Origin of the sequence: Microbulbifer marinus, assembly GCF_900107725.1 — a bacterium.
Classification (GTDB): domain Bacteria; phylum Pseudomonadota; class Gammaproteobacteria; order Pseudomonadales; family Cellvibrionaceae; genus Microbulbifer; species Microbulbifer marinus.
Genome location: NZ_FNQO01000003.1, coordinates 527,241 through 540,382, shown reverse-complemented (window position 1 = coordinate 540,382; position 13,142 = coordinate 527,241). Strand labels below are relative to the sequence as shown.

Annotated in this window: 11 protein-coding genes; 1 reads left to right on the top strand and 10 read right to left on the bottom strand. The window is 59.0% G+C overall.

Features of this window, described 5'->3' with window-relative positions; genetic code table 11:
• The 9 genes from BLW36_RS14270 to BLW36_RS14230 form a co-directional block, all read right to left on the bottom strand.
• Positions 1–1,005: a vWA domain-containing protein gene (locus tag BLW36_RS14270; RefSeq protein WP_091389997.1), complete on the bottom strand. Its 1,005-nt coding sequence runs from the start codon at positions 1,003–1,005 to the stop codon at positions 1–3.
• Complete coding sequence (locus BLW36_RS14265; protein WP_091389995.1) at positions 1,002–2,084, bottom strand: VWA domain-containing protein; 1,083 nt, start codon at positions 2,082–2,084, stop codon at positions 1,002–1,004. Before BLW36_RS14265 ends, BLW36_RS14270 begins: the two co-directional genes overlap by 4 nt.
• Positions 2,074–3,378, bottom strand: a complete 1,305-nt coding sequence (locus tag BLW36_RS14260) for a hypothetical protein (protein WP_091389992.1) — start codon at positions 3,376–3,378, stop codon at positions 2,074–2,076. Before BLW36_RS14260 ends, BLW36_RS14265 begins: the two co-directional genes overlap by 11 nt.
• An 87-nt stretch (positions 3,379–3,465) precedes the next feature.
• The gene (locus BLW36_RS14255; protein WP_091389991.1) at positions 3,466–4,260 is read right to left on the bottom strand and encodes a MotA/TolQ/ExbB proton channel family protein; all 795 of its coding nucleotides are present in this window, start codon (positions 4,258–4,260) and stop codon (positions 3,466–3,468) included.
• 26 nt (positions 4,261–4,286) lie between these two features.
• The gene (locus tag BLW36_RS14250; RefSeq protein WP_091389989.1) at positions 4,287–4,493 is read right to left on the bottom strand and encodes a hypothetical protein; all 207 of its coding nucleotides are present in this window, start codon (positions 4,491–4,493) and stop codon (positions 4,287–4,289) included.
• Positions 4,494–4,503: 10 nt separating this feature from the next.
• Positions 4,504–6,594, bottom strand: coding sequence for a PEGA domain-containing protein (locus BLW36_RS14245; RefSeq protein WP_091389987.1), 2,091 nt, complete (start codon positions 6,592–6,594; stop codon positions 4,504–4,506).
• 284 nt (positions 6,595–6,878) lie between these two features.
• A complete protein-coding gene (locus BLW36_RS14240; protein WP_091389984.1) occupies positions 6,879–8,435 on the bottom strand; it encodes a tetratricopeptide repeat protein in 1,557 nt (518 codons plus the stop codon).
• A gap of 122 nt (positions 8,436–8,557) precedes the next feature.
• Positions 8,558–9,784 (bottom strand): hypothetical protein, encoded by a 1,227-nt coding sequence (locus BLW36_RS14235; RefSeq protein WP_244506270.1) that lies wholly within the window; start codon positions 9,782–9,784, stop codon positions 8,558–8,560.
• Positions 9,785–9,801: 17 nt separating this feature from the next.
• The gene (locus BLW36_RS14230; protein WP_139304910.1) at positions 9,802–10,575 is read right to left on the bottom strand and encodes a hypothetical protein; all 774 of its coding nucleotides are present in this window, start codon (positions 10,573–10,575) and stop codon (positions 9,802–9,804) included.
• On the opposite strand from BLW36_RS14230, the gene BLW36_RS14225 reads away from it, so the two are divergent.
• Positions 10,547–11,173, top strand: a complete 627-nt coding sequence (locus tag BLW36_RS14225; protein WP_139304909.1) for a hypothetical protein — start codon at positions 10,547–10,549, stop codon at positions 11,171–11,173. The two genes, BLW36_RS14230 and BLW36_RS14225, sit on opposite strands and share 29 nt — an antisense overlap.
• A 1-nt stretch (position 11,174) precedes the next feature.
• Here BLW36_RS14225 and BLW36_RS14220 read toward each other — a convergent pair whose 3' ends face one another.
• A complete protein-coding gene (locus tag BLW36_RS14220) occupies positions 11,175–12,473 on the bottom strand; it encodes a hypothetical protein (protein WP_091389975.1) in 1,299 nt (432 codons plus the stop codon).
• Between the last annotated feature and the right edge of the window lie 669 nt (positions 12,474–13,142).

Below are 13,142 nucleotides of genomic sequence, written 5' to 3'. Positions count from 1 at the left end.
TTATCGAAAATCGTTCAATCCAACAAATGTACCGCCGTTGCGATAGGTCAATTCGCGCATAAGGGCGGCGAACCTCAATCCAGTCGTCTGCAGATGCGGAGGACGGGAGAACTGAATCGGGAAGCCGATCGCATGTATACGCACGTTGCGCTTCGCCTCGCCGTGCTGCGCGTTTACTCTGTCCACTGCCAGCATGACATTGCGAATAGACTTGCCGGTAAATTCGTCCCCGAGTACGTAGATACTGATTTTCTTGTTCGGGTCGTAGAAGCTGCGCACAGCCTTCTGAATCCCTTCCACCGGGCTGGAGTTACTGAAGGGATTCCAGGAGCGCAGGCGCTCCAGAATTGCCTGGCGGCGGCCGGGGGTATCCGGGATCCATTTGTTGCGGTAATTGGAGAACATGTAGTCCCCCATATCGTTCATTATCTGGATGCCCTTGACGTTGGGATAGAGATCGAGGGTGTTGACCATCTCGTTCATCATTCTGTCCCAGCCGTAGTTGAACATACTGCCGGAGGTGTCGATGATGAACAGAATGTATTCGCTGTCTACGGGGATGCCACCGATGACATTATTCTTACGCTGGTAATTTTCCCCGAGCAGCCGGCGCATTTCATCGGTCATGCTCTGCAGGGCCACGGTCAATTCGCCCTTGAGCTTACCGTCTTCGCTCTGCCCCTCGGTTTTGCTCGCAAACAGCGCCTGCAGCGTGTCGAGTTCACCGCGCAGATTGGCGATGCGCTCGCGCTCTATATCCAGCTGTTCGCGCTTAGCATTGAGATCCCGGTTCAACACACTGGTTTCGCCGCGAATTTCCGCCAGCTGGTGTTGCAGTTCTCTTACCTGCCCGTCCAGATCCACTTCGGACTCTTCCAGAATGATCGGCTCTGCAGTCTTGGCGATCATCAACAGCAAGACGATCGCACCGAACCCACAGCAGATGACGTCGAGAAACGAGATGCTGAACTCTTCCTGAGCCCGTTTGTTACGATTGCGTCTCATGGCCAGTCCCTCGATGGTGCCAGGAAGGAGCCCTGCGTCTCCATCGCGAGTTTCCAGAATTCACTCGCGGCGAAGGGGTCGCCCTCCATAGGGGCCAGGATCACGTTGACCGGAACGTCCTTGGGCAGCACCTTGACTGCGCGCTTGAACAGGTTTCGCCTGTCCCTGCCGGAAATAGTGGTGCCGCGCGGTTTCTTCATGCCCTGTGTCGGCAGGCCATCGGTAATCAGGATGATGTTGTCCGGCAGTGGCGACATGCCGTTGATCGCATTGAATACCCTTTCCAGGCTGGTGCCATTTTCCGGCACGACTTTATCCAGCTCCTTTATCGCCTGATCCAGTTGGTCGCGGTCGTCAACATTGAGCCAGCGATCTTCCGTCCCGGGAATCGCCGCGCGAAAACTGGTGTTGAAGGTATAGATCTGATATTGGCTGTCCTGGGGGAATTGAGCCGTCAGCCATGACACGGTACTGACTGCGCGGCGCCATTTATCTGTTTCACGCTTGACCCGTGACGACATGTTGCGGGTGCGGATGACCTTGATCAGCTCGTCGCCGAGCATGCTGGCGGACGAATCGAGCAGTATCAGTATGCGATCGCCGCCAAGGCGCAGGCCGGTCAGATACTGACGGTCACCATCGCCGACATATTTACGCACATTGTTGCCGAGTTTCTTGTTCTCCTCTTCGAGGTTCTTCTTCGCCTGTTCGAGCTTCTTCAGCTTATCCTGCAGGCGCTTGATATCCTCTTCTTCATCGGTGCTGTCAATCTCGGCGATATTGCCCTTTACCGCATCTATCTGCTCGAGGATGCGGCGCGCCAGCCCCTGCGCTTCCGCCAATTCGTCGCTGGTGACGTCGAGGGTATTACGCGCCAATACCAGGTGCTCACGGCCGAACTCCACCTCTTCCTGGAGCAGGTTGACCTCCGCCGCCAGATCCTGTGTCTCTACCTCTATTTCGTGATCGGAGCCGTGTTTGATAATCAGGAAGATCAGCGCCACGGCACCAAAGCCACAGGACATGATGTCGAGGAACGACAGGCTGAAAGTGGAAAACCGACGTTTCTTACGCGCCATATCGCTCCACACTGATTGCGGTGATGACTTCTTCGAAGTCCGCAACTCCAATTCTGTCCCCGGCGCTGAGGTTGACCGGTGCGGCAATTTCCTGACCGTTCAGCATCAGCCGGGTACCGGCATCCACCCTCAAGGCCAGCTTGCCCGCGTGGCTGGTGACGGTAGCGGCGGGGTGATCGGGCGGCGTCGGGGTGATACTGAACTTGCCTTCCTGCCAAAACACGAACAGCGGTTGTTGCGCCGCGAGGGCGCGATGGCCGAACAGCAGATGCGTCGCGGCCGCTTCGGCGGCGCTATTAACCTGTACGGCGACCTCGTTGGCCGGCGCGGCGCTGAGCGCATTCACCATCCGCAACGCTTCGGTTTCGCTGTGTATCTCCTGCCAGCGCTTGGCGACCGCCTGAGCGATACAGTTGTGCGGCAGCAGATGGATGCGTTCGGCCAGCTGCGCGCCACCGGGGATTTCTGCCCAGCGATGGGAGACAAAGACAATTCCGTTGGGTTCGGCCAGGTTTTCGATCATCGCGCGGACCCGCGACAGTATCGGCATACTGGCATCCTGCAGTTGTCGCAGGCTGACCTTGGCCGTGCGATCATCGAGTTCCGCCATGACCTCGCCCTGGCGCATCGCGCGGCTCACCCACTGCGGCATCAGATCATAGAGCTGCTGCTCGGCTTCCGCGGAATGCAGTGGATCGAAACGGCATTGCATGATGAAGGCGTCAGTAAACACACGCGCCCAGGCATCCTGAAAATTCAGCAGGCCGGCATCGGTAACAGTTTCCGCAGCATCCAGCACCGCCTGCTCGTGGACGGATACGCGGCTGACCAGAGTCTGATGCAGCTGTAATTCGACGTGCTGGTGAGCACCGCGTGGCGCCAGGTTGCCGATACATGCAGTGGCGGCGTCGACCAGCCCAACGGCGTTGATCGGACTCTCCTTGATAATGCCAAGCAGCAGTGCCAGCTGTTCGTGGGTGAAATTGCCCGGTACCGCCAACATCACCTCGTCAGGCAGGTCGCAGTGCTCGGAAACCTCATGCAGGTGGCAGTAAGCCAGATCCGCATGGTGACGGCAGCGATTGTTCTCGGATTTCAGAGACTCGAGGCTCAGGCGGCGCCAGAACTGATTGTTTACCTGCGTCGGGTGGCTGCGTGCCCGCATCAGTGCCGCCGTGCCGAGCAGTATCTGTTGGTGCTCGATGACGGCCACCCCGGGGCTCTCCAGCACCTCGTCAGTGCCGACAAAAACGCGCAGGCCGCTATCGTTGATTTCCAGGACTCCTTGTCCCATGCGGTTATTCCTCTCTGTGCAAATTATCGCATCCGCTGAATCACGTCTGCAGGAGAGGGCGCTGCCTCTACCTGCAGACTTCTATCGCTAACTGACTTTCAGGAATCGCAGCAGATTGCTGTCGCAGTAATTCTGTGTGTCCAGCACCAGTCGCTCCTGCATCAATTGCAGTTGGTGGGTGAAGAACATGATGACGATACTGATCACCAGCGCGATAAACGTGGAGTTGAAGGCCACACCCAGACTCACGGTGACGCCGGCAATATCGCCTTCCACCGCGCGATGTGCCTGGGACAGTGCCTCGCCGATGCCGCGCACGGTGCCGATAAAACCGATCGACGGTATGGCCCAGGTGATGTAGCGCACCATGGCCAGCTCCGAATCCAGCCGGTCCCCTTCCGTATCGCATACTTCCTTGACGGAGTTGGACACGGCAGCGACATTTTTCGTCGAGCCAAACCGTTGCAGGGCGGTCAGCAGTGCGCGGGGCAGCAGGAAATTTCGCTCTTCCTCCGGCAGTGCCTGAATAGGCCTGGATAGGTCGCGTGCATCTTCCGGAAGAATGGGAGTTCCTTCGCTTACGTTCAGCAGAGCCTTGTCCAGCAATTGACGTTCGCGCATGCTGCGACGTGCTTTCAGCCCCATGATTGCCATGGCCCACAGCATCAGCACGAAGCAGGCCTCCTGCTCATAATCGCGCATAACGATATAGAGCGATCGCTGTTGGACGTAGGTTTCCCCGGCGGCCTCACGGGCCAGCTGCTCTTCAATGAGAGCATCCGCATTGGGCCGGATAATGGCGACGTAGATGGCGTGGACCAGAATGATCGCACCGAGTAGTGCGAACAGCTGGAATATAAAATCGGAGGATTTGAATTTCATGGTTCTGCTCTGCCTGCGTTCGCTCGCTAAATATCGACGGGGTAGGACACCGACAGGTCCTCGGATATTTCCTCGGAGGCTTTGTAGTCATCGGCGCCGGATTTTTCGCTGTCTTTGTCGGGCTTGGCTTGTGCCACCTTTACGGACTCTTCTTCCTGTTGCGCAGTCTCTTCCTGTGCGGAAAGTGGAAGGGCTACAAACAAGAAACCAAGCACTATTGCATGCCATTTCATATCTGTTCTCCTAGTTCACCCAGCGCGCGACACGGAAACCGACATCATTGCGGGGCTCGGCGCCATAGTCGCGATAGGACAGGCGCAATTCGGTCAGCCCTGCATGGCGCCAGCTGGAACCGCGGATTACGTGATAGTCGCCGTTCTGCGGGCCGACCGGGTTTTCCTCGCGTCGCATCGATAACCCGGTGCCGATGGTGTAAAGGTCGTGAATCCACTCCGATACGTTGCCGCCGAGATCGTAAATTCCCAGGCTGTTGGCGCTGTAGCTGGCTACGGGTGCGGTGGCCGCGTAGCGGTCGCTGTAGGTTCGCAACACGGCCGGTACCAGTCGCGCCGCATTGTTATCGGCGTAGTTGCCGGAATTCTTCCGGACTGGCAGATCATTGCCCCAGGGGAATTTGCGCATGGCACCGCGTTCGTACCGGGCCGCCCAGGCCCATTCCGCTTCCGTGGGCAGGCGGTAGCCGTTGGCGCCGGCATCGAAGCCGACAATCTCGCCGCGTTCGATCAGGTAAACCGGTTTTAGGTCGTCGCGTTCGCTCAGCCAGTTGCAGTACCTGGCGGCGTCGTTCCAGCTGACGTTCACGACCGGAAGGTCGTCGTTGTCGAGGCTGACGCCATTGACATGACTCGAGCTGTGCATCCGCTGGTAGCGGCGGTATTCGCGATTGGTCACCTCGGTGGTGCCGAGATAAAAGGGCCGGTCCAGCGCGATCTGTCGCAGTACTTCGTTGGCGCGGCGCCCCTGTTCGCGTCGCGAAGATCCCATCGTGAAGCGAGCATTGGGACGCATCAGCTTCATGGTGCCGCCGGCGGGATTTGTGATCTCCGCGGGAATATTGCTCCAGCGCGCCTCTTCGGCGGTGAGCAGTACCGCGCGAATGGTTTGTTTCAGTTTGGAGCTGGGCACCACACTGGTTTCATAATCCTCGTAGCCGCTTTTGCGTACGAGGATGTTGTGGCTGCGCGCCGGCAGATTGAAAGTCTCGCCGGTTGTGCCCGCCAGCCTGCCGTCGATGTATACCTGGGCGTTAGCCGGACTGCTGGTAATGCGTACGCGGCCATAAACGGCATTTAGGTCGATGTTCAGATCCCGCTCGACGCCGGCGTCGACGCCGATGGTACGCTCCACCGATGCGTAACCGTCCTTGAAAAAGCGGAGTTGATGCTCAGTTCCGGAGGACAGTTCCAGTTCCAGCGGTGTATGCCCGCGGAATTCACCATCGACCGTGACACTGGCGCCTTCTGGCGTACTGACGATATGCAGTAGCCCGTCGGCGGCACTGAGATCGACCGGAGTCAGTGTCTGGTCCACGCCGGCAGTCACCGCCACGGGGATTTCCACGGTCTTGTGTTCGGGAAGCGAAAGAGTGACGCGTCGATCGCCCTGGATCAGCTCGGCATTCAACGGTGTGGTGCCGAGTACCTCGCCCTCGACCGTAACGGTTGCGCCGGGCGGATTGCTGCTGATGCGTACATTGGCCCAGGCGGGGCGCAGCTTGGCCTGCAGGCGCTGGGTATTGTCCAGCCCCTCGATATCAATTTCTCTCGTATAGGGCAGGTAGCGGTCGGTGACCACGGTAATGCGTTTTGTGCCGGCCGGAATATTTTTCGCCAGCCCATTTTCACTCGCCACTTCATTGCCATCGACGAGAATACGTACCGGCACCGGCGGGTCACTGATCACCTGCAAATGGCCGGGCAGCTTTTCCAGCGCGACGACATGGCGGCTGTGACCATCGCTGCTTACTTCAACCTCACCACTCTTCGGCAGGTAGCCGGATGCGCTGATGGTATAGCTGTAATGACCGGGCAGGACCAGATGCCCGTCGCCCAGGGGCAGGGCGAGTCCACTGACGCTGACATCGGCGTCGGCGGGCTGGGTTTCGAAAATCAGTGAGCGTGCCACCAGCAGGTATACCAGAGCGAGCATACCCAGCAGCAGGCAGACGGCGATGATGAGTGCGCGGGGCGACAACAACAGCTTTCTGCCGCCGGATTCTACCTGAACCGGTGTGAAGCCAACGGGCTCGATAATTGAGAAGTCATCTTCCGCCCGACCATCGTCGCGAACGGGTACCGCTTCCTTCGCTGTCATTTATGATTTCCTGTTACTGCGTAATTATCGATTTATCGCAATTGCAGTGGCGCCGTTGTCGTGGCGCTTCTCGCAGAGACCCGCCGTCGCCGGTGCGTACCGGCAAGCCTTCCACTGTGCATTACAGCTTAGCTCGCTGGCGCGATCCGCATGGGTTTTGGCGAGCCGTTTGGCACGTCGATCATCTTTTCGCGCTTACCGGTTTGGCGTTTGCGTCCAGCTTTCGTGCCTATGCGATAAACCGTACAGTCTTTGATCGGTACGCGTTTTGAGGGTTCGGAGATTCAGCCATTATTGGCGCCGATTATTTTTTCACCGCACTGAATGACTACCGTGGGTGTTTCCTCTCCGGGGGCGACGGTGAATTCACGCCGTACATCGCGATATCCCTCGCGTGTACCCACCGCGGTGTAGCGGCCGGGTTTCAGCGTGATTTCCCTCTGATCGAAGTTGCCCAGCCGGCCGACGTGATAAATCGTGACGCTGGTACTGCGATCCGATCTGAACACCACCGGCAGCGGGATCAGCGCTTTGGTGAGTGCATTCTCCAGGTCTTCAATTTGCCGCTGCAGCCGCGGGGTATCTTCGTTGAGTTGTCGCGCGTCGGCGAGAACCTGGCGCGCGAACTGGTTGCGCTTACTACTGCCCAGTGTCAGCGGATCCTTGAGCAGGTCTTGCAACTGATCGTCCAGCTGCGCCCTGGCTTCTGCACGCGCCTTGCCGGTAATCGCTGTCACCAGGCTGCCATCTTGCTTGAGCAGTGCAGTGTAGCTCTCCACGGCACCATGCCAGTCTTCGGACTGTTCCTGCTGACGGGCGCGGCTGAACAGCCGATCGATGCGAATTTGCTCGGCGCCGTTGCGAGCCTGACGCAGGCCGATACCCGGGTCCTCTGCGCTGGGTTTGAGTTTCTGTGCGCGCTCGAAGGCGCTTTTGGCGGCGCTGAAGTCCTGTTCGGCAATAGCGGCGTAACCGGCGGACATGGCCTCGCTGTAATCCCGCTCGGTGATAGCGCTGAGCACCTCCGGTAGCAGTTCACTGGCGGGGCGTGTCTCCGGATCTACGGCCAGCGACTGTTGCAGGGCGTCGCGCGCAGCATTCAGATCGTTATTGGCAAACGCCTCCTTGCCATCGGTGAAATGCGCCCAGGCTTCCGGCAACGTCTCTGCGCGCGCCTTGCCTTTCACTCCTCGTGGGTGCTCTTCGGATATCGTCAGGACAAGATCAAAAGCCTTGTGGGCATCTTCGGCATCGCCGCTATCCAGGGCTTGATTGCCCTCGGCGATATGCCTCTCAATCCGCTCTGGAATGCCGTCGCGCAGCTGTTGGAATGCGGCGAGAGACTCGCGGTACTTTTCCAGTGCGAGCATAAATTTGCGTTGCCGGTATATGCCGTCGGCTTCTTCTGCCAGTGCCTGCGCGGCTGAAAACTCCTCGTTGGCCCATAGCTCGATTCTGCGTTCCTGCAGTTCGTCCTTCAGCATCAGGATCTCCTGCAGCACCTTCTGCACGTTGCGGCGCTGTTGTGCGATCTCGGCGTCGCTGTAAGGGGAGGCCTGGACTCCCGCCACCGCAGGGGGTTGCGGCGCACTGTCGGTAGCAGCGGCAAGCCGTGGTTCAGGTTTTTCCACTACCTGTGGCAATAGCCAGAAAACACCGACGATGCCGAATAGCAGCAAAACGCCGATCACTATGGCCTGAAGTCTCGGGTTGCTGGATTTGTCGATCGCCGCTGTCGCCGAGGCCGCAGACGCTTGCTGTTGCGGACTTTCAGTGCCAAAGCTAAAGTCGGCGGGCTGTATCGCGGTGCTATCTTCTGAGGAGTGATCGCGGTGTTGCATAGTGATTCCGCTGTGCTGTTTTATTTTGTGCACGTCTGAGTCGCAGGAGGCCGCCCGACAGGCAAGGGCGCCCGTTGCCGGGCACTCTCGCGAACGGGACCGGGATCAGGCCTCCATGGAGTTCAGATGCTGGTTTCCAGGGCGCCGGTTTCTGCCTCGTAAATTTCCCTGAGTATCTCGCGCCACTGGCGGTACTGGTTTTCCACCGTGCCACTCAGTGTCACAGTGCGATCCTCCAGCTCGACGATTTGTGGTTCCACTTCGGCCTGCATGGAGTCACCGAGTTCCTGCAGTGCTTCAACATGCATTTTCGCGTCGTTGCGCCGATCAAATCCGCTCTTGAGCAGATAGCCGCCACCGGCGATTCCGACCTGACCAGCGGCGCGCGCACTGCCGGCGCCCGCACCAGCGGCGGCGATGCCACCGATGATTGCTGCGGCGCCCATAATGGTGTGGTTGCGCGCCTTGCGTTTCAGTTCACGCATCTGCTTCACTTCCTCGTAACTCATGGCACGCCATTCCTGGTAGGGCGTTTCCATGGATTTTACGAAGGTGCCGTAATATCCCTGCAGTGTGTCGACGAAGAGATAGTCGCGCTCACGAATGCGGCGCACCCGCTGTAACATCGGATCGTCTTCCGCCGGCAGTGCGTTCAGCTGGTAAATCCCGTCATCGTTCTGGACCAGGTAGCGGTTGAAGGCGTCCGGGGAAAAGCTGCGCGCAAAACGCATTTCAGAGATGGTGCGCAGCTCGGCAATCTGCCGATCCGACAGCCTTTGCCGGTAGGCGAGCATATCGTTGGCTACGCGGTTGTAGATGCCCTGGAAGGCGTCGCCTTCGGTGGGGTGCTTGCGGTCGTACGCGTAGTGCGAAGCCATCTCTGTATACTGCTTGGTAAACCAGCGCTGACCGCGGGAGTCGGTGACCGTGACATCGACGGTCAGGGTTTCCCCGTCGGATTTGACGATACGGCCGGTAACGGTGACATCGATATTCGTGCGCACGGACGGAATAACGCGTACGGCGCCCCAGCCCTGGCTGGATTGCAGTGATTCCGCCAGCGTCACGGCAATATAGCGGGATTCCGCCTGGCGCAACTCCGGAAATACCAGTTCCTCCTCACCGGCCTCGGCGGTATCCAGGCCGGGATCGAACTGCACTATGCCGACATCGAGCAGCCGCTGTTCGGGGATGGTCGCGTCCTCTAGGGTCAGGGGCGTAAATGCCGTTGTGCGTACTTCGGTCGTAGCACAGGCGCCGAGCGCCAGTGATAGCAGCAATAACAGACAAAGATTCAGGTGCCCGTTGCCGGTTCTGCGCTTGCCATACATCGTTCTGGAACAAAACATAGAAACTTCCTCCGCTGTCACTTCTGCGCGTTTTTATATTTCCGATACTCTTCCCACAGTTTTTCCCGCAATTCCGGATCCGACTCCCGCATGGCGGCTTCGCGGATCTGTCGCGCAACCACATCGTCGTCGTTGCCGGTCGGAATATCTGCCGGTACCACAGTTGGCGAATTGGTGTGGTTGTACTCGCCCTTGCGGCCCGCTGTCGGCAGCCCTGGCCCGGTGGCCTGGCCGCTGGAATTGTTCTGCTCGGGACCGCTGCCGCCCTCACCGCCGCCTCCGGGCGGAGGGGGAATTTCCGCTTCGGCGGATTCAATCAGGTCTTCCAGAGACTCTCCGGGCGGTGCTTCGTCCATGGCTTCCTCGTCTTCCTCCTGCGCAGAGGCGGGACGATTGCGCACATAGTCCCGCTCGCGCAGGATCATGCCGTCGTAGGTGACCATGGTGGATTCGAACTGGCCCTCGAGTTCCGCTACGCGCTCGGCGGTCGATGCAGGCGCCTCGTTGGGCGCGGCACCACCGCGGGTGGGGCTGCCGGAACTGCTGGCCGGCTGACCCGAAGCCGCGCTGGAGGAGGCACTGCTCGACGAGGCGCTGCTGGCAGACGAACTACTGGACGAGGAGCTAGAGGAAGCGGTTTGTTCCTCCTCGGAGAAGTCCACTTCATCCGGTGGCTCGCCCTGGCTGTTGGTGGAGGGATCCGGTGGCATGCGGCTCTCTTCCGGGCGCTGGTCGGAGTCGCTGTAAACCGGTGACGGCGGTGTGCCGCTGCGCGCGCTCGGGTCGGGCATGCTGTCGCCGGCGGAGCTGCGGCGCTGGGACGACTGCTCGCTGCCGGATGCGGTGCTAGCCGAGTCACTGGATTCCCGGCCGGATTCAATGGACGGCAGTTCCATGCTCGGCTGCTGCGAAGAGCTGCTCGATGGTGAGCTGCTCGATGATGAGCTACTCGATGGTGAGCTGCTCGCCGTCTGTGGTTGGCTGCGGCTGGAAGAGCTGCTGCTGGACGATGAGCTCGACTGCGACTGGGACGGCGAACTGGAAGACGATTGCGATGGCTGTGCCGGTGGTTGCGACTGGGTCTGCTGGCTTTTACAGCCGACGATGGCGGCGCTCAATACGGTAACTGAGACCAGCGTGCGCCAGCCGATAGACTGCCGCATATTTTTGCGTACCGCTTTCCTTAGTGTCATCTTGTTTCTCCTGAGGCGTCCTGCCGGCGCTGTCGGGCGTGTGGGTTTGCGGCGAAAGCCGGGAAGGCGTCCTGCCGACCCGGCTGAAATCTCTGCAATAACCCGTCGGGTTTCTGCAGACCATTTAACGATTCGACAACAGCTGTTATCCGCGGTTTGTTGCTGCTGTTCACTGAGACGCCAGTTTCGTGCCTAGATCACTCGAAAACGAACCTCTGTACTATGCCGACGGTCTCCACCGGTTCGCCGTGTTCAAACCGCGGACGGAATTTGGCGCGTTTGAGAACATTACGAACCCGCGATCGGATGCTTACCCGGTCGGGATAGGCGCTGAGTATCTGAATATTGCGCGCTTTTCCAAAAGCGGTGACATCGTAGGAAACGGTTACGTGCGAATCCGTCAGTGCCTCGCGATCTTCATCCAGCATCGGCAACGCCGGCAGTGCCGCGGGGCGACCGAAGATGTCCTCTATCTCCTGATTGGTGGCGCCGTTGTCCCATAGCGCATCGTAGGCCTCGCCATAGGTTTTTCGCGCCGAATGCCACTTGTTGAACATCATGTACCAGTCGCCGAGTTCAACCTTGGCCATCGCCGATGCGGCCGGCGGCGAGTGCGGGTTTTTCTGGTAGACGTCGACGATACGGGAAATTGCGTTTTTTCCGGTGCTGAAGCTGTTCATCCGATAATGATCCAGCTTCGCACGTTGACCGGGGTCGGCGCTGCCGCCAGCGCCAAAGCTGGTGTTGATGACCACCGGCTGCTGAGGCTCGCCTTTGTAGGTGGCGAGGTAATAGTTGGTCGCTTTGAGCCCGCGCAGGGCATCCACCAGGCGCAGGTCGTCCGCACCAAAATTCTGCGTGATGATGTCGACAGCCAGCTCGTAGAGATTGGTGGCGCTGATCAGGTGTTCGAACAGGGTTTCGCCTTTTTCCTCTACATAGGCCTGCAGGTGCCAGCGGCTCAGGTCATTGATGACCGGCAGCATGCGCGGGTCATTCTCGCCGTAATTGCGCGCGTGGAGCCAATAGAGATATTGCTGGTTGTCGTTGGCGTCTTCCCATTGATTGAGTGCAATCTGGCTTTCGATCATGCGCTCTATCATCGGGATCTGATTGAGAGAGTAGAGCCCTTCGTTCACCCGGTTAATCAACATGGCGCGGCGGAACTCGTCGATGGCCTCCTCGTGCGCACCGGACTTTTGCAGAGCGGTGGCCAGGCCGAGCAGCTGTTCGTCCATGCCCGCGCCGTAGGCACCGTGTTGGGCTTCCATTTCTTCAATGCGCTCGCGATAACTGTCCACGACTTCGGAGGGGCGCAGCTGACGTCGGGCGGTTTGTAGGGGTTTTGAGGCTGCCTCAATAAAGGCCTGGGGTGGGGCACTGGTATCTTCGTTGACGGACGCGCCCATTTCCGCATAGGCACTGCCACACAGCAGAGCTGTGGCTGTAAACATCAAGCCGATAGCAATGTTGTTGCTGATATCTGTCTGTGTCACGATTGAACCACTTCCGTTCCATGTTTTGCTTCACCCGATTTCCGCAGCCGCGCGTTGCTCGGCGTGCAGGAAGTGGCGGGCACTTGGTCCGCTCTGGCCGCGAGGCCGGCGGATTTTCTCTCCCTGAAGTGTGGTTCTCTCACAATCCCTGACGTGTCCGGAGTGTGTTATTTCCGGCGACAGGTTGTTGGTTTGCGGCGAGATTCCGCGTCACCACCTGTGAAAAACGCGCCCGGAGGCTTTTTTCAGGCTCCTTGGGTGCGTACCAATCAGTATAGCTAGCGCATTCCGCCTCCTCGTTGCGGCGGCGGGAAACTCGACGGCTCGATTCCCGATTTGTGAACAGCGCGAATACCACCATTTGGGTTTAGCAGGCCTGCAAAATCGGAGGCGGTTGCGGGGGCGTATATCGGAAAAGCAGGTGCCAAAAGTTTGCGGTGGTAAGTAAAAACGTGACGATTGGTCGTAAAGTGATCGTGTCTGCCGCGAGCCGATGCCTGGATGGCCTGTCAGCCACTGTCGGCAAATGCGCCCATCTAAGGCGCCACACTGTCACGGTGGCGAGATGTACATCCTAATTTGTGGTGAATTAAACCATTTGGGTTGCGCTTAACGTCGGCAGGGCGGGCGGCATATTTGGATTGCGGCGCGGCAAGCGCCATAATCAGC